We start from the raw sequence: 25,765 nt of genomic DNA on the forward strand, positions 1-25,765 counted from the left end.
AGAGTTTGTTCACATGTTGCACTATTGTTCGAATGACGAACTTTTTATTACGGAACACCTTGTTACGCCGGCGGCGCCGTTACCGCTGGGGACAACCGGCCATCACCGCTGGGGCAGCCGGGCCGACAGCTCCGCGGCCGCCGCCTGCAGCAGCGGCACCAGGGCCACCAGCGCCTCCATGCTCAGGCGGAACACGGGGACAGCCGTGGCCAGCGACGCGAAGGCGTGGCCCTGGGCATTGAAGACCGGGACAGCGACGGCGCGCATGCCGAGCTCATTTTCCTCGTCCATGGTGGCGTAGCCCTGGCGCCGAACCTGTTCGATTTCCGCCCGGAACGCCTCGCGGTCCGTGATGGAGAGCGCCGTCAGCGGCTCCAGGGGCAGCTCGTCGACGAGCTGGGCGCGGGTTGCGTCATCTGCGAACGCCACCAGCGCCTTGCCCACCGAGGTGGTGTGCAGTGCCCCGAGATGACCGGGGTCGCTGGTAACCCGGAAGGTCTGCGGGCCGTCCACCTTGTTCACCGTCAGGTGGTGGATGCCATCCCGCACGGAGAGGATGGTCGCCTCGCCCGTCTCCTCAGTGACCCGCCGCAGGATGGGCAGGGCCGTACCCGCGAAGCCGTGGTGGTTGGAGACGCGCTGGCCGAGCTGGAAGACCCGCAGCCCCAGGTGGTAGCGGCGGCCGTCCGGCTCGTAGTCCACGAAACCGTCGCGCGTCAGGGAGCCGAGCAGGCGGTAGGTGGTGCTGAACGGCAGCTCGGCCCGCCGGGAGATTTCCGCGGCACTGGCCCCGCGCGGCTCATCCCCCAGGAGGACCAGCAGCCCCAGCGCCTTGCCCACCATGTCCGTCCGCGAGTCTTCCTTGGCAGCCTTGACGGGCTTGGAGGGGGCTTCTAGCGGCGGGCCGGAAACGGCGGGGACATCTGTGTCTTGATTCACACTCATGCATTCATGTTCCCACATGGTGAGAGCTATTTCTAGATGGTGATTATTTTTCTTGACAAGTGACTGCGCTCACAGTCATGCTTGCTACATCGCACAAGTAGCTTCCACCATGTGGCTACTCGTCCGGGTCTTTCCACGGACTTCCGGTTGCACCACACTTGAACAAACGGCAGCCGAGACCTACCTGATCCATCCGCGACAACGTCGTCACACCAAAGGAACACCATGAGCCACACTGTCCCGTCCACGACGCCGGGTATCACCACAGGAGGGACGCCGAAGAAGGCTGCCCTCGCCAGCTTCCTGGGCAGCGCCGTCGAATACTACGACTTCTTCATCTTCGGTTCCGCAGCGGCGCTGATCTTCCCGCACGTCTTCTTCCCCGATGCGGACACCAACGCGGCCATCATGTCCTTCGCCACCTTCGGCTTCGCCTACGTGGCCCGTCCGGTCGGCGCCGTCGTCCTCGGCCACTTCGGCGACAGGATCGGACGCCGGAAGGTCCTCATGTTCACGCTGCTGCTGATGGGGGCCGCCACTTTCGTCATCGGCTGCCTTCCCGACTTCAAGACGGTCGGCTGGTGGGCCCCGGCACTCCTGGTGCTGGCACGGCTCTGCCAGGGCCTGTCCGCAGCCGGCGAGCAGGCCGGCGCCTCCTCCATGACGCTCGAGCACGCCCCGGACAACCGCCGCTCGTTCTTCACCTCCTGGACCCTGACCGGAACCCAGGGCGGCCAGATCCTCGCCGCCCTCGTCTTCATCCCCGTCCTGGCCCTGCCCGATGAGATCAAGTACAGCATCGGCTGGCGCATCCCGTTCTGGCTCAGCGCCGTGGTTGTGCTGATCGCGTTCTTCATCCGCCGCACCCTGCACGAGCCGCCGGCGTTCGAGGAAGCCAAGAAGACCGCGCAGATCTCCAAGCTCCCGGTTGCCGACCTCCTCAAGGACCACTGGCGCGATGTCCTCCGCGTCATCGCCTGCGCCTTCATCGCCGCCGTGTCCACCGTCTTCGGCACCCTGGCCATCAGCTACGCCAAGAACGTCGCCGGCGTGGACGGCACCACCACCCTCTGGCTCGTGGTGGGCGCCAACTTCATGGCCTTGGGCACGCAGCCGCTCTTCGGCATGCTCGCGGACAAGATCGGCCGCAAACCGGTCTTCATCTACGGCGCACTGTCCAGCGCGGTCCTGACCCCGGTCTTCCTGCTGAGCCTCGAATCCGGCAGTGTCCCGCTGATGTTCCTGGCGGCCATCGGGTTCTTCTCCTTCGGCTACGCTGCAGCCAACGCGGTCTGGCCCTCCTTCTACGCCGAGATGTTCAGCACCAACGTCCGCTTCTCCGGCCTCGCAATCGGCACCCAGCTGGGCTTCCTGATGGCCGGGTTCGCTCCGGCGATCGTTGCGGCCATGGGCGGCATCCAGGCCGGCGGCTGGGTCCAGATCAGCGTCTTCACCGGCATCATCTGCCTGATCGCCACCGTCGCGGCACTGACGGCCAAGGAGACGTTCCGGGTCCCCACCCGGGAACTCGGCCAGTACTAAGCCGGGCGCTGCGTTCCCGCCCACTTGCCGGCCCGATGGCCCGGCGTGTCCACAGGACACGCCGGGCTTTTCGGTGTGTCGGGGCACGGCCGGAAAAGCAACCGGGAAGGAGCGCAGAGGAGACCGGCCGCCACTAGCTGTTGCCGGCGCCCAGCACCGCGGCGAGATCGAACTTCACCGGCTCCTCCAGCTGGTCATAGGTGCAGGAGCGCGGATCCCGGTCCGGACGCCAGCGCACGAACTGGGTGGTGTGGCGGAACCGTGAGCCCTCCATGTGGTCGTACTTCACTTCCACCACGCGCTCGGGCCGCAGCGGGGTGAAGGACAGGTCCTTGCCGCCGCTCCACCGGCTTCCCTCGGCATTCCGCGGCGTCCGCGCCCCCTCCTCCTGCCGGGCCCAGGCCCAGGGGTGGTCCTCGAAACCGGTGACCAGCTCCTGCAGCTCGGCAAACAGCTCCGTGCGCCGTGCCATCGGGAAGGCGCCCACCACGCCGACATTCGCCAGCACCCCGGTGTCGTCGTAGAGTCCCAGGAGCAGCGAGCCGATCCGGTCCGGACCGGAGGTGTGCACGCGGTATCCGGCAAGCACGCAGTCCGCCGTCCGTTCGTGCTTGACCTTGACCATCGCGCGCTTGTCCGGCTGGTAGGTGCCTTCCAGCGTCTTGGCCACGATGCCGTCCAGACCGGCGCCCTCGAACTGCCGGAACCAGCGCTGTGCGGTGTCCCGGTCGGAGGTCGCGGCCGTCAGGTGCACCGGGGCGGCGCTGGCCGCGAGTGCGCGTTCGAGTTCCCGGCGGCGCTCGGCGAAGGGTTTGCCGGTGAGGTCCTCGTCGCCCAGGGCCAGCAGGTCGAACGCCACGAAGCGCGCCGGGGTCTGTGCGGCGAGCAGCTTCACCCGGCTGGCGGCCGGATGGATGCGCTGCTGGAGCGCATCGAAATCGAGCCGGTCCCCGGAGGCCGCCACCAGGATGATCTCGCCGTCCACCACGCAGCGTTCCGGCAGCTCGGTCTTCAGCGCCTCGACGAGCTCGGGGAAGTAGCGTGTCATCGGCTTGCCGTTCCGGCTGCCGATCTCCACCTCGTCGCCGTCGCGGAAGATGATGGAGCGGAATCCGTCCCACTTCGGTTCAAACAGCCAGCCCTTCCCGGTGTCCGGCACCGGCAGGGCGGCGAGGGATTTGGCCAGCATGGGCGCAATGGGAGGCATCAACGGCAGTCGCATAGCGCCCATTCTTGCGCCGCGGGCCGGGCACCGCCACCCCCACGCAGTGGTTCCTCGGCAGGGTTTCCTCAACAGGGTCTCCTCAACGGCCGGGTCCCTCGACACGGCCCCGCCCCCACGGTAGACATGGGTGATGGCTACCATCGGGTTCCACGCCTCGCATGAACAGATCAGCCCCGGCCGCCTCCTGAAGGACGTGCAGCTGGCCGAGCAGGCCGGCTTCGATGCCGCCATGTGCTCGGACCATATTGAGCCGTGGTCCGCCCGGCAGGGCCACTCCGGGTTCGCCTGGTCCTGGCTCGGGGCCGCGCTGGCCACCACCGGCCTGCGCTTCGGGGTGGTAACGGCGCCCGGGCAGCGCTACCACCCGGCGATCATCGCGCACGCCTCGGCCACCCTGGCGGACATGTTCCCCGGCCGCTTCTGGATGGCCCCGGGCAGCGGCGAGTACATGAACGAGCACGTCACCGGCGAGGCCTGGCCGCCCAAGGAGACGCGGCAGCGCCGGCTGGAAGAGTGCGTTGACATCATCCGCCGGCTCCACGCCGGCGACGTTGTCACGCACCGCGGGCTGGTCACAGTGGAGCAAGCCCGGATCTGGGACGTTCCGGAGACCAGGCCCCCGCTCATTGCCCCGGCCGTGAGCGTGAAAACAGCGCGCCGGGCGGCGGCCTGGGCGGACGGGCTGGTCACCGTGAACCAGCCGCCCGACAAGCTGAAGGACATGCTGGCGGCCTACCGGGACGCCGGTGGCCGCGGGATCGCTGCCCTCCAGGTCCACCTGTCGTGGGCGCCGACAGAGGCCGAGGCCGTCGCGATCGCCGTGGACCAGTGGCGCACCAACGTCTTTGCGCCGCCGATTCCCTGGGACCTGCCCACGGCGGCCCATTTCGACGGCGTCAGCGCCGGCGTCCAGGAGGACCAGGTCCGGGCGGCCGTCAACATCTCCGCCGATGCCGGTCAGCACGCCCAGTGGCTCGCCTCCTACCTGGACCTCGGATTCGAGGAGCTGTACCTGCACTTCGTCGGCCAGGAGCAGGCGCCGTATATCGACGTCTTCGCCGAACACGTCCTCCCCCAGCTCCGGCCCGCTGGACAGATTCTGACCGGAACGGACGGTGCGCTGTGAGAATCGCCGAAACCTCTGACCTCTGGTGGAAAAACGCGGTGATCTACTGCCTGGACCCGGAGACATTCTTCGACGGCGACGGCGACGGCACCGGGGACTTCGGCGGCCTGATCCAGCGCGTGGACTATCTTGCCGCGCTCGGCATCACCTGCATCTGGCTCATGCCCTTCTACCCCTCCCCGGACCGCGACGACGGCTACGATGTCACCGACATGTACGGCGTGGACCCCCGGCTGGGAAGCCCGGGGGACCTGGTGGAATTCATCCGCACCGCCAATGACCGCGGCATCCGGGTGATCGCGGACTTTGTCATCAACCACACCTCCGACCGGCACCCGTGGTTCGTCCAGGCGCGCAAATCCGTGGACAACCCCTACCGCGACTACTACGTCTGGCGGAAGGACACGCCGCCGGACACCTCGGACCAGGTGGTGTTTCCGGGCGAGGAAACGTCCATCTGGAGCCAGGACAAAGCCACCGGTGAGTGGTACCTGCACATGTTCGCCAAACACCAGCCGGACCTGAACGTGATGAACTCCAAGGTGCGGGACGAGATCGCGAAGTCGATGGGATTCTGGCTCCAACTGGGCCTGGACGGCTTCCGGCTGGACGCTGTGCCGTTCTTCCTGGAGTTGCTCGGCGAGCCCAAGGACCAAGCCGCGAAAATCGACCCGCACCAGTACCTGAGCGCCCTGCGCAGCTTCCTCAACCGGCGCCACGGCAGTGCCGTGCTGCTGGGCGAGGTCAACCTCCCGTACAAGGAGCAGCTGAAGTACTTCGGCGGCCCGGCCGGCAACGAGCTGAACATGCAGTTTGACTTCCTCTCGATGCAGAACATGTACCTGTCGCTGGCCAGGCAGGACGCCCGGCCGCTGGCCCGGACGCTCAGCAGCCGCCCGAGGATCAACCCCGACAACCAATGGGCCATGTTCGTCCGGAACCACGATGAGCTCACGCTGGACAAACTCAGCGATGCCGAACGCGCGGAGGTCTTCGCGGCCTTCGGCCCCGATCCCGACATGCAGATGTACGGCCGCGGACTGCGGCGGCGGCTGCCCACCATGCTCGACGGCGACCCGGCCAGGATCCGCATGGTCTACTCCCTGATGTTCTCGCTGCCGGGCACGCCCGTGCTTTTCTACGGCGAAGAGATCGGCATGGGCGAGGACCTGCGGGCAAAGGGCCGCTCGGCCGTCCGCTCGCCCATGCAGTGGGACGACACCGGGAACGGCGGCTTCTCGACCGCCCCGGCCGGGGACCTCGTGGCCCAGCCCGTGGACGGACCCTTCGGCCCTGCGCACATCAACGCCGCGGCCGCGAAACGCGATCCGGACTCGCTGTGGAACTTCGTCGCGACGCTGATCCAGCGCTACCGGGAATGCCCCGAACTCGGCTGGGGCAGGTTCGAACTCATCAAGCAGGCCTCACCGGCAGTGCTGCTGCACCGCTGCACCTGGGACGGCTCCATGGTGATTGTCGCCCACAACTTCGGCGCCGAGCCGGCGTCCGTGACGGCCACGGTGCCCGTAGCACCGCCGGAGGACGGCGTGGAAGGCGAGGAAGGCGGACCGGAGGCTCCGGACGGAACAGCCGGTGCGGGGCCTTCGTACGCCGGGGCCGTGCTCCGGGACCTGCTCGGCCGCGAGGACATCCCGCTCTCCGACGACGGCTCATTCGAACTCCCGCTGGACCGCTACGGGTACCGGTGGTTCCGGGTCCAGCACCCGGGGGAACGCCAACTCCCCTGAGGTTCCAGCCTGCATTCCCGGCCGCCGGCAAAAGGGCGCAGGCAGGCAGGAGGCCAGTAACCGCGGCGCCGTCGAAAACTAACCGTCCCCTTACCGTGCTGAAACGCGGACGCAACATTGACGCAGGACACTGGAACTGCCGGCAAGAGCAGGCACCAACTCCAGTCCAGGAGGCCCCGTCATGTTGAAGGAAGCGAAAACCCATGTAACCCGTATCCGCGCCCTCGACCAGCTGCACCGCGGCGACGAGATCGAGGCCCGGCTGCGCGTCGGCCCCAACTACGACGACGTCGTGGTCCGCCGCGGCAGCGTCCAGGAAACGGCCCCCGGAATCGGCGTCGTCTGGATCATGGACCGCCAAACCGGCATGCGCAAAGCCATCAATGCGGACGAATGCACCGTCTGGCGGGTCGCTTGAGGCGTCAGCCTCCCGCCACTGACTGGATGATGAGGACTTCCTGGCCTGGCGCCACGGCAGTCACCAGGCCCTGCAGCCGCCGGATTTCATTCCCGTTGACGTATATATTCACGTAACGGCGAACAGCTCCGGTCTCGTCCCGCAACCGCCGCGACAACGCCGGATAGTCCCCGGTCACCGCATCCAGCAGCCACTCCACCGTCACCGCCGCCTCTGCGGGCGCAGTCAGGATGGACTGCCCGCCGGCCAGCGGTTGAAGGACGCTCGGCAGGACCACACTGATCGCCGAGTCCGCCGGCCCGGAGTCGCCGCTGATCATGGGGCTGTCCATGCGATTGTCCATCCCTTCACAACGCCGCGGGATTCACAGCTGCGCCGGAAGCACGGCCGCGGAAACCACGGCTGCCCGCACGCACAGCACATCCGGCAGGTGCGAGGCCACTTCGGTGAAGTGTTCGCCCTCGTCAGCGCTGGCGTAGACGCTGCCGCCCCGCGTCCCGAAGTAGACGCCCGCGGGCTCCGCGCCGTCCACGCTGGCAGCATCGCGCAGCACGGCGTTGTATTCGGGTTCCGGGAGCCCGGCATCGAGCCGCTTCCAGCTGGCACCGGCGTCATCCGTCCGGTGCACGGCCAGCTTCCCGTCCGGCGGAATTCGTTCGCCGTCAGCCTTCAGCGGGATCACCCAGGCCGTCCCGGCCCGGCGCGGATGCGTCAGCATCACAAAGCCGAAGTCCGCCGGCAGCCCCTCGGCGATCGATTCCCACGATTCGGCGTCGTCGTCACTGCGGTACACGCCGTGGTGGTTTTGGGCGTAGAGGCGGCCGTCGACGGCGGCGTCGGCCGCGATCTTGTGGACGCACTGGCCGAATTCCGGGTTGGGGTCCGGCATGAAGTACGCAGAAATCCCCTTGTTGCGCGGCTCCCAGGAGGTGCCGCCGTCGAGCGAGCGGTAGACCCCTCCCGTGCTCATGGCAACGTGGACTTTCTCGCCCGTGGGGTCAACGACGATCGAGTGCGCCGCGGCGCCGCCATAGCCTGCGCCCCATTCGCTGCGGTGCGGATGGTCCCACAGGCCGCGGTTCAGCTCGAAGTGCTCGCCGCCGTCAGTGGATTTCCAGACGGAGATCGGTTCGCAGCCCGCCCACACGACGCCCGGGCGGGAGTCGGCGTCGGGGTGGATCTGCCAGATCCGTTCCAAGGCGGCGTCGGTGCCGTCGGGGAACGTGATGGCGCCGTTTTCGGGTTCGCTCCAGGTTTCGCCCAGGTCATCGGAGTGGAAAACTGTGGGACCCCAGTGCTCGGAGCGGACGCCCACCAGGATCCGGGTCCTGCCATCGCGGTTATCGATGCCGATGCTGGGCACCTCACTCATCAGAAAATGCGGACCGGACAGGGACCAGTCCCTTCGGTCCGGGCTGGTCGCCAGCCAAAGGCCCTTCTTGGTCCCGATCGCCAGGACATAACTCTCTGCAGTAGCCATGGGTCCCATGCAACCATCCCCGCCGGAAGGCCGCAATGGTTTCCCACCCGCGCCGCAGGTATGCGCTACCGCGCCGGTGGCATCCGTATCAGTCGACAAACTCCGACTGCGTCTCGATGAAGTCCCAGTCCGCAGAAGTCAATACTGCGGCGCCGCCGGCGGATGGTTCAGCGGGACGCGGGCCGCCTGCGGCGGCGATCCCCTGCTGTACGGCCTCGGGCAGTTCGATGGTCCGGAGGTTTTCCCGGAGCCATTCCTTGCTCGCCAAATCCAGATCCAACCACCACATGTAAATCTCCACGGCGGCCACCTCCTCCTGTGTTCTTCAACCGTAGGCCCCGTCCCCGGGCTGTTCAAGGGACTTCGCGGCAAACTGCGCCAGCACCCTCCCGAGCTGCGGGAACGGGAAGTAAGCCCCTGTTCAGGCCGGCACCCCGGAGCCAGAATGAAGTATGTCTGACAACCCCGCCAACGGCACGGCGCCCCTGGTGGTGGGCGTGGTTCCTGGGCAGCATCCCGAAGTGCTGCAGATGGCGGCATTTCTGGCGAAGACCCTCGCCGCGCCAATGATCTGCGCCTACGTGGACGAGGCAAGCTACCTCGTGGAGTGGGATCCGGCGCGGTCCGCGCACCGCCTGTCGCTGCACCCGGACGCGGACGACGCCCGGATCCGGGAGACCACCCGGGAGTTGCGTTCCGTCATCGAGGCACGCTGCGCCAGCCTGGGGATCGACTGGACGCTGCGCACCCTGGCCGGAGACCCTGCGCGGGCTATCGGCAGGCTGGCCGCCGACGCCAACGCCTGCATGATCGTGGTGGGGACCCCCGAGCGCGGCATCGGCCACCGCATTTCCGCGGCGCTCAACGGCTCTGTGGCGGCGTGGTTAAGCCACCATCAGGACCGTCCGATCCTGATGGTGCCGGCGGCCGCTCCAGCGGGAAGAAAATAAAGCGAAAGTACTTATTCGGAGTTCTGGTGTTATCCCACGTCCGCCGAGTAAGCTCGATGTGTAGGCCGGAAGAACCGCCTACCCCAAAGCTGCTCCGGAGTGCGTATCCCCCAATAACGCACTCCGGAGCTCTTTAATGTCCGCAACGTCCCAGATTCGGCACGGCCCGGCACGAAGGCTTGAAAGATACCCCTAGGGGGTATAAGTTGGGGGCATGAGCGAGTCAGAAGTCCCCGGCACGGCGCTGGACACGGCGCGCCTGAACCCGTCACCCCTGGACCTATCACCCCACGAGCAGCACGGCTACACGGCCAACAAGGATGCCTACCTCCGCCGGCTCAAGCGGATCGAAGGGCAGGTCCGCGGCATCGCCCGGATGGTTGACGAGGACAAGTACTGCATCGACATCCTCACCCAGGTCGCCGCCGTCACCAAGGCCCTGCATGCCGTGAGCCTGGGCCTCGTCGAAGAGCACATCGGCCACTGCGTAGTCGGCGCCGCCGCCGAGCCGGATCCCGACCTTCGGGCCGAGGCCATCGATTTCAAAGTCAAGGAAGCCACCGATGCCATCGGACGCCTCCTCCGCTAGGACCCGCACCACCCACCACACCACCGGGCCGGGGAATCGTCACCTGCCCAGCGACAAGGAGCACGCCATGGCCACCGTTTCCACCACCGTCAACGTATCCGGCATGACCTGCGGCCACTGCGTGTCCTCCGTCAGTGAAGAACTTGAGGCGCTCTCCGGCGTCGAGAAGGTCGACGTCGACCTCAAAGCCGGCGGCATCTCCGCCGTCACGATCACCTCCAGCGAAACACTCTCCTCCTCCGAGATCGGCGAGGCAGTCGCCGAGGCCGGCTACCTCGTGGTCGCCAGCGAAGCCTGAATGGCGTTCGCGCTGGCGGGCGCACCGGCCGGCGAGCAGGACCGCCGACCAACAGGGCCGCCGGCGGACGGCACAGCGCGAATCAACAAGGCGAACCGACAGGGAAGACACAGTGAGCAGCGAGCAGTTGTTGGACCGGGCCGGAAGCCGGGTCATTGACCTCGATATCGAGGGCATGACCTGCGCCTCCTGCGTCAACCGGGTCGAGCGCAAGCTCGGCAAGCTCGACGGCGTCGAGGCCAGCGTCAACTTGCCCCTCGAGTCGGCCCGTGTCAGCGTCCCGCCGGACATTACCGACGACCAAATCACCGCCACGGTCGCGGCCGCTGGCTACAAGGCCACGGTCCGGGCCCCGCGGGCCCCGGGCAACGCCGCTGAACCCGCCGGACCCCCGGCCGGCACCGCGGTTCCGGCCGGCTCGGGCGCACCCTCGCTCCGACCGCGGCTCGTAGTGGCAGCCGCACTCACCGTGCCGGTGCTCGCGATCTCGATGATCCCGGCGCTGCAGTTCCCGAACTGGGGCTGGGCGGCCGCCGTCCTGGCCCTGCCGGTGGTCACGTGGGCGGCGTGGCCGTTTCACCGTGCCGCGGCCACCAATGCCCGGCACCTGGCCTCGACAATGGACACCCTGGTATCAATCGGTGTGGTTGCTGCCTACGCGTTCTCGGTCGGCCAGCTCCTTGCCGACCCGCGCATGACCGCACACCCGGCAGCAGAGGGCATGGGCTCCGGCGGCCTGTATTTCGAGGTCGCATCCGTAGTCACCACGTTCCTGTTGCTCGGCCGCTACCTCGAGGCCAGTGCCAAACGGAAAGCAGGCGACGCCCTCCGGGCCCTGCTGGACCTGGGCGCAAAAGACGCGACCGTCCTGCGCGGCGGCACCGAGCACAAGATCCCGGCCGACCAGCTGGCCGTCGGAGACGTGATGGTGGTCCGCCCCGGCGAGAAGATCGCCACCGACGGCGTGGTCCTCGACGGCGCCTCGGCCGTAGACGCCTCCCTCGTGACCGGCGAATCCGTGCCGGTGGAAGTTGGCCCGGACAGCCAGGTCACCGGGGCCACCATCAACACCTCCGGCCGGCTCCTGGTCCGCGCCACGCGGGTGGGATCCGAAACCACCCTGGCCCAGATGGGCCGCCTTGTCTCTGCGGCGCAAACCGGCAAAGCACCCATCGCCCGGCTCGCAGACCGGATCAGCGCCGTCTTCGTCCCGGTCGTCCTGGCCATCGCCGCCCTTACCTTCGGGGCCTGGCTGATGGCGGCCGGACCGGCCGCGGGCCCCGACGACGTCCGGACAGCCTTCACGGCCGCCGTCGCCGTGCTGGTCATCGCCTGCCCCTGTGCCCTGGGGCTGGCCACGCCGGTGGGGCTGCTCACCGGAACCGGCCGCGGCGCCCAGCTCGGCATCCTGATCAAGGGTCCGCAGGTCCTCGAAGACACCCGGACGGTGGACACGATCCTGCTGGACAAGACCGGGACCGTCACCACCGGTCGGCTTGCCGTGGACGGCATTCAGAGCTTTGGACCGCACACCGAAGCCGAGGTACTGCGCCTCGCAGGGGCCGTGGAAAACGCCTCCGAGCACCCGATCGCCCGGGCCATCGCCACCGCGGCATTGGCCGCAGAGCGCTTGAACAACGACGGCGCCGGCCACCCCGCCGTCGCCGGCTTCCGTTCCGCGCCGGGCGGCGGCGTCCAGGGCACCGTGGACGGCCGGCTGGTCACCGCGGGGCGCACGGGCTGGCTGCTGGAGCTCGGCATCGTCACGGCCCTGACCCAGCGGGAGGCGCTGGCCGCTGCCGAGGACTCGGGCGCCACGGCCATCTGGGTTGCCGTAGACGGCGATATCGCGGGCGTCATCCGCCTGCGGGACACCGTCAAGCCCGGCTCCGCGGCCGCGGTCACCCGGCTCCGGGAACTTGGGCTCCGGCCGATCCTGCTGACCGGTGACAACGCCGCCGTGGCCGCGCAGGTGGCGGCCGCCGTCGGGATCAGTCCGGACGACGTCTTCGCCGGGGTGCTCCCGGAGGGCAAGGTCGACGCCGTGCGCAAACTGCAGGCGGCGGGGGCCACTGTGGCGATGGCCGGGGACGGGGTCAACGACGCCGCGGCGCTGGCGCAGGCGGACTTGGGCATCGCGATGGGCTCCGGTACCGACGTCGCCATCGAGGCCGCGGACCTGACGGTGATGGGCGATGACCTCGGGCAGGTCGCGCAGGCGATCGAGCTCTCGCGCCGGACGCTCGGCACCATCAAGACGAACCTCTTCTGGGCGTTCTTCTACAACGCCGTGGGCATCCCGGTGGCAGCCCTGGGCCTGCTCAACCCGATGATCGCCGGCGCCGCGATGGCCGCCAGCTCGGTGCTGGTGGTGGCCAACTCGCTGCGGCTGCGCAGCTTCGGCAGCTAGGCCGGGCTTGGCCCGGGCACCGTTCCCCCAGGTGCCCCTGGCTCAGGCCGCGCCATAGCGGATGGCAACCCGGGCTTTGGCCTTGGCGGCTTCCTCCCCGCGGTCCTTGGCCGGGGCATGGGTCACCAGGGAGTCGAGCAGATGCTGCGTCGCGTGGGCAATCTCGTGGACCGCCCGGTTAAAGGCCTCTTCGTTGGCCTTGGAAGGCTTGGTGCTGCCACTGATCTTGCGCACGTATTGCAGTGCCGCGGCCTCTACCTCGGCGGTGGTGGCGTGGGGCTCAAAATTGTGGAGGGTCCTGATGTTTCGGCACATATCTCCATGCTAGGTGCCTTGGAGCCAGGGAACGAGGGCCCCGCGTGAGAATGCTCGCACCCGGCAGGCAGGCCTGCCGGGCGCCCAGGCGGGTGTTTACGGCACGGGCTCGCAGTCGTTCGCGTGGTCCAGCGCTGCCGCAGCGGTGCCGGCCGGGGCCCGGAGCTCGTCCAGCCGGACCAGCACCACGCCCCCGACAATCAGCAGCCCGCCCAGGAGCTGGATGGGTCCGGGCAGTTCGCCGAGCAGCAGCCACGCCCAAATAACGGCGAACAGCACCTCGGTAAGAGAGACAAAGGAGGCGACTTTCGAGCCGAGCGCCCGCGCGGCGACAATGCCGGACACGTAGGCCACCACCGTGGCCAAGAGCACGAGGCCGCCCAGCGCCACCCACCACGGGGTGACCCAGGGCCCCAGGCGGGTGTCGGCGGTGCTGAAGGCCATCGGCAGCAGCCCGGTAGCCGCGGTCAGCCACATGACGATCGCGCCCACCATGAGCCCGCTAGAGGCCAGGACGATCGGCGCGAGGGTATCGTTTTCTTTGGCCGTAATGAAGAAGTAGATGGCGAGGCAGACGGCGGCCGCGATCCCCCACAGCACGCCGACGAAGTCGACCTTCACGGCTCCGGTGAGGTCCAGGACCAGGACCAGCCCGCCGAGGGACAGGAGCGTTCCGCCAATGGTCAGCGGCCGCGGCCGTTTCCGGCTGGCGGCCCACAGCCAGAGCACGATCAGGACCGGCGCAAGGTACTCCAGCAGCAGGGCGACACCCACCGAAAGCCGGGACACGGCGTTGAAGTAGAACAGCTGGCAGGCGGCGACGCCGATGAATCCGAACAGCACGACGGTCAGCCAGTTGTTCCGGAGCTGATGCCACCGCCCACGCAGGGCGAAAATTGCCGGGATGGCCAGAATCAGGGCCGCGCCCGTGAGCCGGGCCGTGACGGCCGCGCCGGGTGTCCACCCCGTCTCCAGGAGCGCCTTGGCGAATGATCCGGAGAGCCCGAACACCGCGGATGAAAACAGGGCGACCCCCAGGCCCGAGGCCATGAAGCCCGACGCCGCGCCGGCCCGCTTGGCCCCCTGCCCGGCACCCGGCCTTGCGCCCTGCGTGGCGCCGGCCGGTTCGGAGGCAGGCCGCAGAGCGGCGAGGTCTCGGACCGGGGCGGCGGCGGGGCGTTGGGTGGCAGACACGGCAATCTCCTGTCAGGAGTAAAGTAGGGTTATGGTCATGACATTACGCCCGTACGAGGTAAGGAGTCAAGATGGTTTTTGCCCCTGACACGGAAGTTGCCCTGCGTTCTGTGGTCAACCTCATCAACACCGCGGCCAACGGTGAAGAACACTTGGCCACCGCCAAGGATCTGGATGACTTCCTGGAGGCCGAGGGCTTCACCGGCTCCCGGACCCGGGACGAGGCCGAGCTGGCCAGCGTGCGGCGCCTGCGCAGCGAGCTCGCCGAGCTCTGGCTGGCGGAGGAGGCCACTGCCGCGGAGACCGTGAACCGGTTGCTCCGGGAGGCCCGGGCGCTGCCCCAGCTGGTCAAGCATGATCCCTGGGACTGGCACCTGCACGCCACCACCCCGGAGGCGCCGCTGGCCGACCGGATGAGCACGGAGGCGGCCATGGCGATCGTTGACGTGATCCGCAGCAAGGAAATGGACCGCCTGCTGGTGTGCGCCGCGGATGACTGCGACGCCGTCGTACTGGATTTGAGCCGCAACCGCTCGAAGCGCTACTGCGACACGGGCAACTGCGCCAACCGCGCACACGTGGCCGCGTACCGGGCGCGGAAAGCCGCGTCCTGACAGCGGCCCCGTGCCGCGGTGTCCGCCGCTGAGGCTCCGCAGCTAAGCCTGAGGCGTTAGCCGTGCGCTGTCAGGCCAGTGGCGTTAGCGCTGGGCCGTTAGGCCTGCGGGCCGCCGTCACGGGAATCGCCAGAGCCGGCCTCGGGGCGGGGCCGCGCCGACGGGCCGCCGTGGCCGGAGGACGGGCGCTTGGAACTGAGGTTGACGCCGGAGCCCTTGCCTAGGTCCTCAGGGTTTTCCTTGTGGCTCATTGCGAGCATGGCGGCCACCACCAGGATCACAATGAAGGCGATCCCGGCACCGATGAGTGCGAGGTCGAACCGGGGTGAGCGGGCACTGCCGCCCGAGGCGAAGATCAGGACGCCGAAGAACACCACCACGGCCCAGAACGCGGAGAACATGAGCGGTCCCTTGACCGATGTCCGCAGGCTGCGGGACGCTCCGGGTTTCTGCTGTGCCAAGGTGCTTTCCTCCTGCAGCCCGCGCGGGGTAGCGTGGCTGTCTTGTTACCGCAATTGTTCTACGCCGGGTAGAACCTGTCCGTACTAGTTTACGGCCTCCGCGGAATCGCCCGGAGCATCATGCCGCAGGGTCAGGCCGGACAGCATCCACAGGACGCCGCTGATGATGGCCCCGCCGCCCGCAACGCCGAGGAGTGCGTGCGGGCCGAGGCCGATGAAGAACGGCAGCGCGATTGCGGTGCCCAGCCCGATCACGCCGGAGGTGATCCAGTCGCGGGCCAGCACGGACCGGCCGCGGGCGGAAATGCCCGCGACGAGCTCTGCGGCGCCGGCAACGCCCAGGCCCAAGGCTGCGATCGTTCCGAAGACGAGCGGGGCGGGGATCAGTGCCACGGCTGCGCCCGCCCCGGCCAGAGCTGCTCCGCCGGCGGAGAGGATCTTGCCGGCGCCTTCCCGGGGTCGGAATCCGGTCTTGGGCACGGTCCAGAGCATCACCACACCGGTGGCCAGCAGATAGAGGCCGCCGGCCCAGCCCATGCCGGCCTCGGACGGCGCGGCCCAGAACACGGTGATCGCGCCAAACACGAGCGCAACGGCCGCCCTGACCAGCACGGGCTTCCAGAGGTCGGCCGCAGCGCGGATGGCAGGGGTCGCGTCAGGCGCTGCGGGAAGAGTCACCCGTCCAGTTTAGTGCGAAGCCCCCACTGCGCGCGCCGGCCCGGCGCAGTGCGCACTCCGGCGGTTCCGACTCGGCGCACCTAGCCCGCGCCGAGGACCATCCACTTCTCCGTCCGGGCCCGCAGGCCCAGCGTCAGCGCGCGCGCCGCCATGTAGCCCAGGGAGAAGGCGGCCCACAGCCAGAGCAGTCCCCCGCCGGCGCTGGCGCCCGAATTCCCCACGGCCAACAGCAGCGGCAGATAGGCCGCGAGATTGACGACGCCGGCGATCGCCAGGTAGCGGGCGTCACCCGCGCCGATCAGGACGCCGTCGAGGACGAAGACGTAACCGGCCAGCGGCTGCCCGGCGGCGAGCACCCACAGGGCGAGCGTCAGCGCCCCCTGGACTTCGGCGTCGGACGTGAAGAGGGCGCCCGCCCACGGCGCCGCCGCAGCCAGGACGATCCCGGTCAGGACCCCGAAGCCGAGCCCCCACCGCGTCATGGTGCGCGTCAGCGCGCGTGCCGCCACCGGCCGGGCCGCGCCGAGTTCCTTGCCGATCAGGGCCTGGGCCGCAATCGCAAGGGCGTCCAGCGCGAAGGCGAAGAACGTGAAGATGGTCATGGCCAGCTGGTGCGCGGCAAGATTGACGGGACCCTGGGCGGTGGCCACCACCACCGTGGCGAGAATTGCGATGCGAAGGCTGAGCGTGCGCAGCATCAGCCAGGAGCCCACCCTGGTCAGTGCGCGGATGCCGCGCCAGTCCGGGCGCAGGGGAACCCCGTTGTTGCGGGCGTTGCGCCGGACGATCAGCACATAGACGGCCGCCATGGCCCACTGCGCAATGCTCGTGCCCACGGCCGAGCCGGTCACGGACCAGCCCAGCCCGTAGACGAGGACCAGGTTCAGCGCGATGTTCAGCGTGAAACCCGCGGCGGCGACGATCAACGGGGTCCGCGTGTCCTGGAGTCCGCGCAGCACCCCGGTGCCCGCGAAGATGAGCAGCATCGCCACGAGGCCGGGCATGGACCCGCGCAGGTAGTCCACGGCAAACCCATGCACCTCACCGCGGGCGCCCATCAGTTCCAGAAGCGGCCCGGCGGCCAGGAAGCCGGCGGCCGCCAGGACGAGTCCCAGCAGGAGCGCTAGCCAGACGCCGTCGCGCCCCGCGGCGAGGGCCTTCGCCAGTTGGCCGTTGCCGACGGCCCGCGCCACGGCCGGCGTCGTGGAGTAGGCGAGGAACACCATGAGTCCGACTGCCGTGTGAAGGACCGCCGAGGCCAGCCCGACGCCGGCGAGCTCGGCCACGCCGAGATGACCCACAATTGCCGAATCCGCGAGCAGGAACAGCGGCTCGGCAATCAGCGCGCCGAAGGCCGGCACGGCCAGGCGCAGGATTTCCCGCCGGTGCCCTGTAGGCGGCGGCAGGGTGGTGGACAGCGGCGGGGAAGGATGCACGGCTTAACCCTAGCCGGGCCCACGAATCGACACCGCACGTCTTTTAGTTGACATTTCAACTAAAAATCGGGAAGACTTGATCGTGAACGCAACCGAAGTTGCGGCCGCAACCAGCCGCGACGCCTCCTATTTACGAAACGGTATTTCCATGAACCAGCCCGCCCTGACCACCTCCGCCCGAACCGTCCTGCGCGTCATCGCGGGCTTCCTATTTGCCGCCCACGGCTGGCAGAAGTTCTCCGAGTTCACCATCCCCGGCACCCAGGCAGCCTTCACCCAGATGGGCGTCCCGGCGGCGCAAGTTGCGGCCCCGGTGATCGCGACCCTGGAACTGGTCGGCGGTATCGCCCTGATCCTGGGCATCCTGACCCGCGTGTTCGCCGCCCTCCTCGCCGTAGACATGCTCGGCGCCCTGTTCCTGGTCCATGCCTCCGCTGGAGTGTTTGCCGCTACCGGCGGTTACGAACTCGTCCTGATCCTTGCTGCCGCCGCCCTGGCCGTGGCCCTGGTCGGCGCGGGCAAAGTCTCCGTGGACAAGGTGCTGTTCGGCCGCGCCAACTCGAAGCTCCGCGTCCTGGCCTAAGGCATTCACGCTCCAAGCCCATAGCGCGCGACGGCGGGCGGTCACCTCCTGGTGGCCGCCCGCAGTCGTGTCTCTGCGGGTTATGGCGTCCCGGACAGCGATTGTGTCGCCGGCCCGCGGCGCCTGCCGGGCCGTTCAGTAAACTCGCTGCATGAGCGAGAACGCGCCCAATTCCGTAACCCTGCGCTTCCTGGCGGCCCCCACCGATGTCGGCCACAGCGGCTCGGTCGACGCCGGCACAGTGCTCGAGTGGGTGGACAAGGCGGCCTATGCCGCCGCCGTCGGCTGGGCAAAGTCCTACTGCGTGACGGCCTACGTGGGGAACATCCACTTCGCGGACCCGGTCAACAGCGGCGACATGGTGGAGGTCGAGGCCACGATCGTTTACACCGGCCGGTCCTCGATGCATATCCGCACCGTGGTGTCCTCTGGAGACCCCAAGGGCGGGCCGGCCACCATGCGCAGCCAGTGCATCGTGATCTTCGTGGCCGTGGGTGCGGACGGCAAACCCATCCCGGTGCCGCAGTTTGAACCGGTGACTCCGGAAGAAATCGCACAGCGGGACGACGCGCTGGCCCGGATCAAGGTCCGCGAGGACATCGTCCAGGCCATGAGCGGACAGGAATATACCGACGCCGGCACGGCAGAGCGTGTGGTGCTGCGATTCATGGCCGCGCCCACGGACGTGAACTGGGGCGGCAAGGTCCACGGCGGCATCGTCATGAAGTGGATCGACGAGGCGGCCTACGTCTGCGCCTCCCGCTACTGCGGGAAGGACACCGTGGCTGTGTTCTCCGGCGGCGTGCGGTTCTACCGGCCGCTGCTGATCGGCCACGTCGTGGAGGTGGAGGCCCGGCTGGTCTACACGGGCACCAAGGGCATGCACATCGCCGTCCACGTCCGGTCCGGGGACCCGAAAGGGCGCGAGTTGAACCTCACCACGTACTGCCTGACGGTCATGGTCGCCCGCGACGAGACCGGCACCTCGGTTCCGATTCCGCAGTGGGTGCCGGTGTCCGAAGAAGACGTCCGGCTCCACGCGCACGCCCGCGAACTGCTGGAAATCCGCGGGCGGGCGCCGGGGAACCGGCTGCCCAACCACCTGCTTGGGGCGGGCGAGGGCTAGGGCCGGCTAGAAGCCGCCGCCACCCCCACCGGCGTCGGCCGCCATGTTGGCAAACCGCGAGTAGTGGCCCTGGAAGGCCACCACAATGTCCTTTGTGGGGCCGTTACGGTGCTTGGCGATCAGGATGTCCGCCTCGCCGGCGCGCGGTGACTCCTTGTCATAGACGTCTTCGCGGTGCAGCAGGATCACCATGTCGGCGTCCTGCTCGATGGAGCCGGATTCGCGCAGGTCAGAGACCATGGGGCGCTTGTCCTGGCGCTGCTCGGAGCCACGGTTCAGCTGGGACAGCGCGATCACGGGCACCTGGAGTTCCTTGGCCAGGAGCTTCAGGGCGCGGGAGAACTCGGAGACTTCCTGCTGGCGGGATTCCACCTTTTTACCCGAGCTCATGAGCTGCAGGTAGTCCAGGATCACCAGCTTGAGGTCATGCTGCTGCTTCAGGCGCCGGCATTTGGCCCGGATTTCCATCAGCGACATGTTGGGGCTGTCATCAATGAACAGCGGGGCATCGTTCATGCGGCCCATAGTGGTGGCGATCTTGGACCACTGCTCGTCCTTGATGGTGCCCTTGCGGAGGTCCTGGAGACCGATGGTGGCCTCGGCGGACAGCAGGCGCATGGCGATCTCGTTGCGGCCCATTTCGAGGGAAAACATAACGGTCGCGAGGTTGTTCTTGATTGCCGCCGAGCGGGCGAAGTCCAGCGCGAACGTGGATTTGCCGACAGCCGGGCGGGCGGCGATGACGATCATCTGGCCCGGGTGCAGGCCGTGGGTCAGCTCGTCGAGCTCGTAGAAGCCGGTGGGCACGCCGGTCATTCCCTCGCCGCGGTGGCCCGAGGCCTCGATCTCGTCAACGGTAGATTCCATGACGTCCTTGAGGACCACATAGTCCTCGGCGGTCCGGCGTTCGGCGACGGCGTAGACCTCGGCCTGGGCCTGGTTGACGAGGTCTTCGACCTCGCCGTCCTGTCCGTAGCCGAGCTGGACAATCTTGGTGCCGGCGTTGACCAGGCGGCGCAGGACCGCGCGTTCGCCCACGATTTCGGCGTAGTAACCGGCGTTGGCGGCTGTGGGGACGGTCTGGATGAGCTCGTGCAGGTAGGCGGGTCCACCGATCCTGTTGATCTCGCCGCGCTTGGTCAGTTCGTCCGAGACCGTCACGGCGTCAGCAGGTTCGCCCCGGCCGTAGAGGTCGATGATGGCCTCATAGATGGTCTCGTGCGCCGGACGGTAGAAGTCCTGGCCACGCAGGATCTCGACGACGTCGGCGATGGCGTCCTTGGACAGCATCATGCCGCCCAGGACTGACTGCTCCGCGGGGATGTCCTGCGGGGGCTTGCGGCTGCCCTCGCCTCCCCGCGTACCCTCGACCGAGTCCAGATGCGTAACTGACAAAACTGCCGTCCTTCATTGTGTGCCGTGGCGGATGTCCGTTCGCCGCGGCGCGTGTGCCCAGTGCCTTAATGCGCTGTGCCTTAATGCGCTGTGCCTTTAGTACCCAGCGCCTTAGTACGCGACGCCTGAGTGCCCAGTGCCCTGATGCTCAACTGCTGTGGTGCCCAGCTGCTGTGGTGCCCAGCTGCTGTGCTGCCCAGCTGCTGTGCTGCCCAGTGGCAAAACCTGGCACGTGCCGGTTGCCCCATTCTTATCAACGAGCTCCGACAGTCCGCGCCGGTCCGGCCGGCCGCCGTTATCCACAGCGTTGGTGCGGCCGTATGCCACCGGGATCCGGTGGCCGGGCCCTGGTTGGCACCACCTGGCGACCGCAGGTTTCCGCTTCCCAGCCGCGATATCCTGCAACGTTATCCGCCGATCGGTCAGGCACCAACCCGGTCGGCCTGTTGCCCTGTGGATAACCTGTGCACTAGTGCCAGATGCTTGTGCACAGTCTGTGGGTAGAGCTGTGGATAGAAAAAAAGTTGGGTCCGTAATACGTACTTGACCTGCGGAAACATTGGATTCATCTTGTGGACACAAAACATTTTCCGCCAAGCTTCATCCACAGCCTGCACCTTGCGGCTGGGGATACATTGCGGCGCCGGAGGCCACATTTGCCGCCCGATGTGCACATTTGGTGACCGGACTCACGCCTCCGCACCGAATTGACGCCGGCCTTGGCGCACTGTAGGCGAGGTGCGGAGCATGCTGTGGATAACGGCAATCTGGCATAAGCTCTAAACATGGGCGATGTACTGCTAGTCATGTTGCCTGCCCTCATTCTGGCGGCAGTGCTCTGGGCGGTGACCACGGCCCTGAAGCCGCGGAATTTCGGCATCTCCGACGCCGAGCGCTACCAGCGGGAACTGGCCGTGAAGTCCCTGGCCCACTACTCGGCGCAGGTTCAGGCTGCCGAGGCCGCACGCGCCCGGGTTGAAGCGACCACGCGCCCCAGCCAAAACACCCAGCAGCAGTCGCAACAGGCCGACAACGCCCGTTCCGCGCTGCTGGCCCGGATCGGTTCCGCCCCGTCACGGGCGCGCCACGGCCGCGATGACGCCCTGCTCGCCGTCGGACACCTGAGTCCCCACCTCCTCCTGCAGCTCCAGTCGCTGGCCCGCGACGGCCAGAAGACGAAGGCTGCCCGGCTGCTGCGGCAGTCGACCCACACGGACTTCAAGACCGCAAAGAATTACGTAGATCGGCTGTAGCACATGGACTCCATGCTCATTCCCGTACTGATCCTGGTGCTCGTGGCCGCCGGCGTGCTGATGGTGGTCCGCGCCTGGAGCCGCCGCGGCGATCGCCCCAGGCCTGCACCCATGCCGCAGCCGGGCCCTGACTCGGCCGAGCTGGCGCGTACGGCGGCGGCAAGGCTCACCCAGGAGCAGCACAGGCAGCTGTATGCCTTGATCGCGCAGGGGCAGGCGATGGCAGCCATCAAGGTGTACCTCGAGGCCACGGGCGAGGGCCTCCGGGCGTCCCGTGACGCTGTCGCGGCACTGGCGGAGCACCCCCAGCCGTTCCGCGCGCCGGAGGCAGCACAGGAGCCCGTTCCGGACGAGGACGACGTGCCGCAGCGCTTCGCGTACCGCTACCGCGCGATCGCCAGCAAAGGTGATGTCACACGCGAGGTGAGCAGCAATATGCTCAATGACGAGATCTACGGGAGGATCCGCACCCTGGCGAAGAGCGGCGACACCGAGGCGGCAGCGACAGCCCTGACCCGCCACTCGGATATTTCCATGAAGCAGGCCAGGGAATTCATCGCACTGCTCGGCGACTGAGCCCAGGGCGGCCCGGGCTCCGTGGGGACATCCCGGGGGTCTGTCCGGTGGGCTCCGCGTGGCAAGCCGGAATCCGCCGGACTAGAAGTCGAACAGGTCCCCCAGCCAGCCTTCCTTCTTCTTGGGGCGGCGGCGCTCATCGTAACGCGGCTGCTGATACCCCGACTGTTCTGTGCGCGACTGATCAGGGCGCGGACGGTCGCGGCGCTCATCGTACCTGCGGTCGTCATAGCGGCGGTCGTCGGGGCGCCGGTCATCCCGGCGGGGGTCGAGGTTGTACAGCGGCGGCGGAATGTGCGCCGCAGGCGGGAACGCCGCCGGCGGCTGCGGGGCCGCGGGGACGGCTGCTGCAGGGCCCAGGGACTCCGCCGCACGGTCGATGATCTTGTCCAGCTCCCCCCGGTCCAGCCACACTCCGCGGCACTGGGGGCAGTAGTCGATCTCCACACCGCTGCGTTCACTCATGATCAGGTCAATAGAATCCACGGGACACTTCATGTCCCGGACAACGAGCGGACCGACCAAAAGGTTCGGACGGCCCTGCAGGGTCGAAAGCCCGGCGGGTTCGAAAGGCCCGGCAGGCCTTACCGCTGGCTGCTGATCCCGGCGAGCAGCTGCTCAAACGGTAGGGATTCCAGCGCGGCCGGCTTCTGCTGCGGCCCTGAGTCGCGCAGCAGGCCGACGAACTCCCCCGCTGCCCGGTCCACGCGCACCGAGAGCGGCGAGCCGCCGTCGTCGTCGTTGTTCCCCCAGTCCTGCGGTCCGGCGAAGACCGCGGTGGCGGCGGTCCGGGTGCGCAGGTAGGTGAAGAGCGGCCGCATCGCGAAGTCCAGCACCATCTGGTGCCGGTCCGTGCCGGCGGTGGCCCCGAGCAGAACCGCCTTGCCTTCCAGCGCCTTGGGATCGAGCACGTCGATGAAGGACTTGAAAAGTCCGCTGTAGGAGGCGCTGAACACGGGGCTGACGGCGATCAGGCCGTCAGAGGCCTCGACGCCGGCGATCACTTCGGCCAGCCGGGGAGCCGCATAGCCGGTCACGAAGTTGTTGGCGATGTCCACGGCGAGGTCCCGCAGCTCCACAACCTCGATGTCCACGGCGTAGCCGGCTGCGGCAAGCTGCCGTTCGGCCGAGGCCGCCAGCTGGTCTGCCAGCAGGCGGCTCGACGAGGGGACGCCGAGTCCGGCGGAGATAACGGTGATACGGCGGGTTTCCACGGAGTGCTCCTAAGTTGAATCCTGGTCAGCAACGCTTTTACATGCGTTTGCATCTACCTCTAGAAGCGGCGGGTGCCTGGATTTATTCCCGGGCCCTCGCGTTGCCTGACAGGAGTGCCGCACTCTGCCAGACTGCCGTCATGGCTGAAAACAAAACGCAGGCAACCGGCGCGTCGGTGGAGGACTTCCTGGCCGCCGTCGAGCATCCGGTCCGGCGCGGCGACGGGCTCCGTCTGCTGGCGCTGATGTCCGAAATCACGGGGGAACCGGCGCAAATGTGGGGTCCGACGATTGTGGGCTTCGGCCGCTACCACTACAAGTACGCGAGCGGCAGGGAGGGCGACGCCGCGGCAGTCGGATTCTCCCCCAGGAAATCCAGCCTGTCGCTCTATGGCCTCACGTACGGGCCGGAGGCCGCCGAACTGCTCGGCAGGCTGGGCAAGCACAAGGTCGGCGCCGGGTGCCTGTACGTCAACAAGCTCGACGACGTCGACGAGGCCGTGCTGGCGGAACTGGTTCGGCTCGGCTACCGGCATGTCACCACGGAGCTGCACCACGGCTGAGTGCAGCCCACCCCGCCTGGGGGCTCAAGGGCTCGGATTGACCGGGTTGAATTGGCAGGTTTGAATCGGCAGCCTTGAATTGGCACGGCTTGAATTTGCACGGCTAAAGCAGAAGGCCCCCGCCTTCGGTCCCTCTTAAGGGTCCGGAGGCGGGGGCCTTCCAGCAGTTCAGGACTGCAGCCGGTGAGGGCTACTTGCCTGCGACTACGTCGAGTTCGATCACAGCGGAAACGTCGTCGTGCAGACGGACGTTTGCCTGGTAGGAACCGGTCGACTTGATGTGTGCCGGCAGTTCAACCTTGCGCTTGTCGATGCGGCCCAGGCCAGCGGCCTCAACAGCGTCGGCGACGTCGCCCTGCTTGACGGTGCCGAACAGGCGACCGGTTGCGCCAGCCTTGACGATCAGCTTGACCGGCTTGGCGGAGAGTGCAGCGGCCTGCTTCTGAGCGTCTTCCAGGGAAGCGTGCTCGCGGGCAACGCGAGCAGCCTTGATGGACTCAACCTGCTTCTCGCCGCCCTTGGACCAGGTCAGGGCGAAGTTGCGGGGCAGCAGGTAGTTACGTGCGTAACCGTCCTTGACCTCGACAACATCGCCAGCAGCACCGAGACCGGTTACTTCGTGGGTCAGAATGAGCTTTGCCATGTTAGTTAATCCCTTCCTTAGCCGCGGCCAGCGCCGGAGTAAGGCAGCAGAGCAACTTCGCGGGCGTTCTTGATTGCCTGGGCGATCTTGCGCTGTTCCTGCACCGTGACGCCAGTGACGCGACGGGCGCGGATCTTTCCGCGGTCGGAGATGAACTTGCGCAGCAATGCTACGTCCTTGTAGTCGATGACAGTGATGTCAGCGGCCTTCAAGGGGTTGGACTTTGGTTTGGGCTTACGGAGTTCAGCCTTAGCCATCGTGGAGCTCCTATTCGATGGAGCCCGTGGATATTGATCCACGGGATGGTGGTGATCCGGCGCGGTCTGCACCCGGTCGCCTTGCGGCGTCCAGGCGGTTTTCGTCGCCGGACCTTAGATGTTGTTTAGAAGGGAGGTTCGGAATCCGGGCCGTTGCCCCAGCCGCCGCCCGCATTGCTGACCCCGGGCGTGGCCCACGGGTCTTCCTGCGCGGCGGGCTGGTTGCCGCCCCATGTTCCGCCGGTGTTGCCGCCCTGGCTTGCGCCCTGGCCGCCACCGAAGCCACCGCCGCTGTTGCCGCCGCCGAAGCCACCCTGTCCACCCTGACCGCCGGAGCGCTGGGTGCGGTTGACCTTGGCATTGGCGTAGCGCAGGCTCGGGCCGATTTCATCGACCTCGAGCTCGATAACGGTGCGCTTCTCGCCTTCTTTTGTTTCGTAGGAACGGCTCTTCAAGCGGCCGGAGACGATCACGCGCATGCCCTTGGTCAGGGATTCGGCGACGTTTTCGGCTGCTTCGCGCCAGACCGATGCGCGGAGGAACAGGGTTTCCCCGTCCTTCCACTCATTGGACTGCCGGTCGAAGGTGCGGGGAGTAGACGCGATGGTGAAATTCGCTACAGCCGAACCGGACGGTGTGAACCTGAGTTCGGGGTCATTGGTGAGGTTACCGACAACCGTGATAGTGGTTTCGCCTGCCATCTACTGCCTCCTTGTGCGTTCCTGC

The 25,765-nt window shown here is 67.7% G+C and carries 30 protein-coding genes; 14 read left to right on the forward strand and 16 right to left on the reverse strand.

The window, feature by feature from the left end; all coding sequences use genetic code 11:
* Window positions 1-102: 102 nt before the first annotated feature.
* Window positions 103-945 (reverse strand): IclR family transcriptional regulator, encoded by an 843-nt coding sequence (locus ACFRJ8_RS00655; protein WP_377984236.1) that lies wholly within the window; start codon window positions 943-945, stop codon window positions 103-105.
* A gap of 225 nt (window positions 946-1,170) precedes the next feature.
* Here ACFRJ8_RS00655 and ACFRJ8_RS00660 point away from each other — a divergent pair, with 225 nt between their 5' ends.
* Entirely contained in the window at window positions 1,171-2,487 is a 1,317-nt protein-coding gene (locus tag ACFRJ8_RS00660; RefSeq protein WP_377984237.1) for an MFS transporter, read from the forward strand.
* A 133-nt stretch (window positions 2,488-2,620) separates the two neighbouring features.
* Here ACFRJ8_RS00660 and ACFRJ8_RS00665 read toward each other — a convergent pair whose 3' ends face one another.
* Window positions 2,621-3,709, reverse strand: a complete 1,089-nt coding sequence (locus ACFRJ8_RS00665; RefSeq protein ID WP_377984238.1) for an ATP-dependent DNA ligase — start codon at window positions 3,707-3,709, stop codon at window positions 2,621-2,623.
* A 133-nt stretch (window positions 3,710-3,842) separates the two neighbouring features.
* Here ACFRJ8_RS00665 and ACFRJ8_RS00670 point away from each other — a divergent pair, with 133 nt between their 5' ends.
* From ACFRJ8_RS00670 to ACFRJ8_RS00680, 3 genes are all read left to right on the forward strand, one after another.
* Window positions 3,843-4,838: a TIGR03885 family FMN-dependent LLM class oxidoreductase gene (locus tag ACFRJ8_RS00670; RefSeq protein WP_377984239.1), complete on the forward strand. Its 996-nt coding sequence runs from the start codon at window positions 3,843-3,845 to the stop codon at window positions 4,836-4,838.
* The gene (locus ACFRJ8_RS00675; protein ID WP_377984240.1) at window positions 4,835-6,586 is read left to right on the forward strand and encodes an alpha-amylase family protein; all 1,752 of its coding nucleotides are present in this window, start codon (window positions 4,835-4,837) and stop codon (window positions 6,584-6,586) included. Before ACFRJ8_RS00670 ends, ACFRJ8_RS00675 begins: the two co-directional genes overlap by 4 nt.
* A 181-nt stretch (window positions 6,587-6,767) precedes the next feature.
* Window positions 6,768-7,004 carry a hypothetical protein gene (locus ACFRJ8_RS00680; RefSeq protein WP_377984241.1) on the forward strand — a complete coding sequence of 79 codons (237 nt, stop codon included), beginning with the start codon at window positions 6,768-6,770 and terminating at the stop codon, window positions 7,002-7,004.
* 4 nt (window positions 7,005-7,008) lie between these two features.
* Here the strand turns inward: ACFRJ8_RS00680 and ACFRJ8_RS00685 are convergent, their stop codons facing one another.
* The 3 genes from ACFRJ8_RS00685 to ACFRJ8_RS00695 all read right to left on the reverse strand — a co-directional run bounded on the left by ACFRJ8_RS00685 (window position 7,009) and on the right by ACFRJ8_RS00695 (window position 8,785).
* Window positions 7,009-7,335 carry a MoaD/ThiS family protein gene (locus tag ACFRJ8_RS00685; RefSeq protein ID WP_377984242.1) on the reverse strand — a complete coding sequence of 109 codons (327 nt, stop codon included), beginning with the start codon at window positions 7,333-7,335 and terminating at the stop codon, window positions 7,009-7,011.
* 33 nt (window positions 7,336-7,368) lie between these two features.
* On the reverse strand, window positions 7,369-8,493 hold the full coding sequence (locus tag ACFRJ8_RS00690; RefSeq protein ID WP_377984243.1) for a WD40/YVTN/BNR-like repeat-containing protein: 1,125 nt from the start codon (window positions 8,491-8,493) through the stop codon (window positions 7,369-7,371).
* A gap of 79 nt (window positions 8,494-8,572) precedes the next feature.
* On the reverse strand, window positions 8,573-8,785 hold the full coding sequence (locus ACFRJ8_RS00695) for a hypothetical protein (protein ID WP_377984244.1): 213 nt from the start codon (window positions 8,783-8,785) through the stop codon (window positions 8,573-8,575).
* A gap of 151 nt (window positions 8,786-8,936) precedes the next feature.
* Between ACFRJ8_RS00695 and ACFRJ8_RS00700 the strand changes: the two genes are divergently transcribed.
* From ACFRJ8_RS00700 to ACFRJ8_RS00715, 4 genes are all read left to right on the forward strand, one after another.
* Window positions 8,937-9,434 carry a universal stress protein gene (locus tag ACFRJ8_RS00700; protein WP_377984245.1) on the forward strand — a complete coding sequence of 166 codons (498 nt, stop codon included), beginning with the start codon at window positions 8,937-8,939 and terminating at the stop codon, window positions 9,432-9,434.
* A gap of 214 nt (window positions 9,435-9,648) precedes the next feature.
* Complete coding sequence (locus tag ACFRJ8_RS00705; RefSeq protein WP_377984246.1) at window positions 9,649-10,023, forward strand: metal-sensitive transcriptional regulator; 375 nt, start codon at window positions 9,649-9,651, stop codon at window positions 10,021-10,023.
* Window positions 10,024-10,090: 67 nt separating this feature from the next.
* The gene (locus ACFRJ8_RS00710; RefSeq protein WP_277524670.1) at window positions 10,091-10,321 is read left to right on the forward strand and encodes a cation transporter; all 231 of its coding nucleotides are present in this window, start codon (window positions 10,091-10,093) and stop codon (window positions 10,319-10,321) included.
* Between the two features lie 112 nt (window positions 10,322-10,433).
* On the forward strand, window positions 10,434-12,731 hold the full coding sequence (locus ACFRJ8_RS00715) for a heavy metal translocating P-type ATPase (RefSeq protein ID WP_377984247.1): 2,298 nt from the start codon (window positions 10,434-10,436) through the stop codon (window positions 12,729-12,731).
* Between the two features lie 42 nt (window positions 12,732-12,773).
* Here ACFRJ8_RS00715 and ACFRJ8_RS00720 read toward each other — a convergent pair whose 3' ends face one another.
* Both ACFRJ8_RS00720 and ACFRJ8_RS00725 read right to left on the reverse strand, forming a co-directional pair.
* Window positions 12,774-13,046, reverse strand: a complete 273-nt coding sequence (locus ACFRJ8_RS00720; RefSeq protein ID WP_377984248.1) for a DUF2277 domain-containing protein — start codon at window positions 13,044-13,046, stop codon at window positions 12,774-12,776.
* Window positions 13,047-13,142: 96 nt separating this feature from the next.
* Window positions 13,143-14,096, reverse strand: a complete 954-nt coding sequence (locus tag ACFRJ8_RS00725; RefSeq protein ID WP_377984673.1) for a DMT family transporter — start codon at window positions 14,094-14,096, stop codon at window positions 13,143-13,145.
* 215 nt (window positions 14,097-14,311) lie between these two features.
* Here ACFRJ8_RS00725 and ACFRJ8_RS00730 point away from each other — a divergent pair, with 215 nt between their 5' ends.
* A complete protein-coding gene (locus ACFRJ8_RS00730; RefSeq protein ID WP_377984249.1) occupies window positions 14,312-14,854 on the forward strand; it encodes a CGNR zinc finger domain-containing protein in 543 nt (180 codons plus the stop codon).
* A 98-nt stretch (window positions 14,855-14,952) separates the two neighbouring features.
* Here the strand turns inward: ACFRJ8_RS00730 and ACFRJ8_RS00735 are convergent, their stop codons facing one another.
* The 3 genes from ACFRJ8_RS00735 to ACFRJ8_RS00745 form a co-directional block, all read right to left on the reverse strand.
* A complete protein-coding gene (locus ACFRJ8_RS00735; RefSeq protein ID WP_377984250.1) occupies window positions 14,953-15,315 on the reverse strand; it encodes a hypothetical protein in 363 nt (120 codons plus the stop codon).
* A gap of 84 nt (window positions 15,316-15,399) precedes the next feature.
* The gene (locus ACFRJ8_RS00740; protein WP_377984251.1) at window positions 15,400-15,993 is read right to left on the reverse strand and encodes a hypothetical protein; all 594 of its coding nucleotides are present in this window, start codon (window positions 15,991-15,993) and stop codon (window positions 15,400-15,402) included.
* Window positions 15,994-16,073: 80 nt separating this feature from the next.
* A complete protein-coding gene (locus ACFRJ8_RS00745; protein ID WP_377984252.1) occupies window positions 16,074-17,429 on the reverse strand; it encodes an MATE family efflux transporter in 1,356 nt (451 codons plus the stop codon).
* Between the two features lie 148 nt (window positions 17,430-17,577).
* On the opposite strand from ACFRJ8_RS00745, the gene ACFRJ8_RS00750 reads away from it, so the two are divergent.
* Together ACFRJ8_RS00750 and ACFRJ8_RS00755 are read left to right on the forward strand one after the other, a co-directional pair.
* Complete coding sequence (locus ACFRJ8_RS00750) at window positions 17,578-18,012, forward strand: DoxX family protein (RefSeq protein WP_377984674.1); 435 nt, start codon at window positions 17,578-17,580, stop codon at window positions 18,010-18,012.
* A 151-nt stretch (window positions 18,013-18,163) separates the two neighbouring features.
* Complete coding sequence (locus ACFRJ8_RS00755) at window positions 18,164-19,138, forward strand: acyl-CoA thioesterase (protein ID WP_377984253.1); 975 nt, start codon at window positions 18,164-18,166, stop codon at window positions 19,136-19,138.
* 6 nt (window positions 19,139-19,144) lie between these two features.
* Here the strand turns inward: ACFRJ8_RS00755 and dnaB are convergent, their stop codons facing one another.
* Window positions 19,145-20,533: a replicative DNA helicase gene (gene dnaB, locus ACFRJ8_RS00760; protein ID WP_277524682.1), complete on the reverse strand. Its 1,389-nt coding sequence runs from the start codon at window positions 20,531-20,533 to the stop codon at window positions 19,145-19,147.
* A 785-nt stretch (window positions 20,534-21,318) separates the two neighbouring features.
* On the opposite strand from dnaB, the gene ACFRJ8_RS00765 reads away from it, so the two are divergent.
* Entirely contained in the window at window positions 21,319-21,786 is a 468-nt protein-coding gene (locus tag ACFRJ8_RS00765; RefSeq protein ID WP_377984254.1) for a hypothetical protein, read from the forward strand.
* Window positions 21,787-21,789: 3 nt separating this feature from the next.
* Window positions 21,790-22,362 (forward strand): hypothetical protein, encoded by a 573-nt coding sequence (locus ACFRJ8_RS00770; RefSeq protein ID WP_377984255.1) that lies wholly within the window; start codon window positions 21,790-21,792, stop codon window positions 22,360-22,362.
* Window positions 22,363-22,443: 81 nt separating this feature from the next.
* Here the strand turns inward: ACFRJ8_RS00770 and ACFRJ8_RS00775 are convergent, their stop codons facing one another.
* The gene (locus ACFRJ8_RS00775) at window positions 22,444-22,860 is read right to left on the reverse strand and encodes a zf-TFIIB domain-containing protein (RefSeq protein WP_377984256.1); all 417 of its coding nucleotides are present in this window, start codon (window positions 22,858-22,860) and stop codon (window positions 22,444-22,446) included.
* An 86-nt stretch (window positions 22,861-22,946) separates the two neighbouring features.
* Window positions 22,947-23,576: an FMN reductase gene (locus ACFRJ8_RS00780; protein ID WP_377984257.1), complete on the reverse strand. Its 630-nt coding sequence runs from the start codon at window positions 23,574-23,576 to the stop codon at window positions 22,947-22,949.
* A gap of 140 nt (window positions 23,577-23,716) precedes the next feature.
* Here ACFRJ8_RS00780 and ACFRJ8_RS00785 point away from each other — a divergent pair, with 140 nt between their 5' ends.
* On the forward strand, window positions 23,717-24,139 hold the full coding sequence (locus ACFRJ8_RS00785; protein WP_377984258.1) for a DUF1801 domain-containing protein: 423 nt from the start codon (window positions 23,717-23,719) through the stop codon (window positions 24,137-24,139).
* Window positions 24,140-24,329: 190 nt separating this feature from the next.
* On the opposite strand, the gene rplI is transcribed toward ACFRJ8_RS00785, so the two are convergent.
* The 3 genes from rplI to ACFRJ8_RS00800 all read right to left on the reverse strand — a co-directional run bounded on the left by rplI (window position 24,330) and on the right by ACFRJ8_RS00800 (window position 25,740).
* Window positions 24,330-24,782 carry a 50S ribosomal protein L9 gene (gene rplI / locus ACFRJ8_RS00790; protein WP_091560672.1) on the reverse strand — a complete coding sequence of 151 codons (453 nt, stop codon included), beginning with the start codon at window positions 24,780-24,782 and terminating at the stop codon, window positions 24,330-24,332.
* Between the two features lie 17 nt (window positions 24,783-24,799).
* Complete coding sequence (gene rpsR / locus ACFRJ8_RS00795) at window positions 24,800-25,039, reverse strand: 30S ribosomal protein S18 (protein WP_003800144.1); 240 nt, start codon at window positions 25,037-25,039, stop codon at window positions 24,800-24,802.
* A gap of 125 nt (window positions 25,040-25,164) precedes the next feature.
* Window positions 25,165-25,740: a single-stranded DNA-binding protein gene (locus ACFRJ8_RS00800; RefSeq protein WP_277524846.1), complete on the reverse strand. Its 576-nt coding sequence runs from the start codon at window positions 25,738-25,740 to the stop codon at window positions 25,165-25,167.
* Window positions 25,741-25,765: the final 25 nt, after the last annotated feature.

Source organism: Arthrobacter sp. NPDC056886, from assembly GCF_042788715.1.
Taxonomy (GTDB): Bacteria; Actinomycetota; Actinomycetes; order Actinomycetales; family Micrococcaceae; genus Arthrobacter.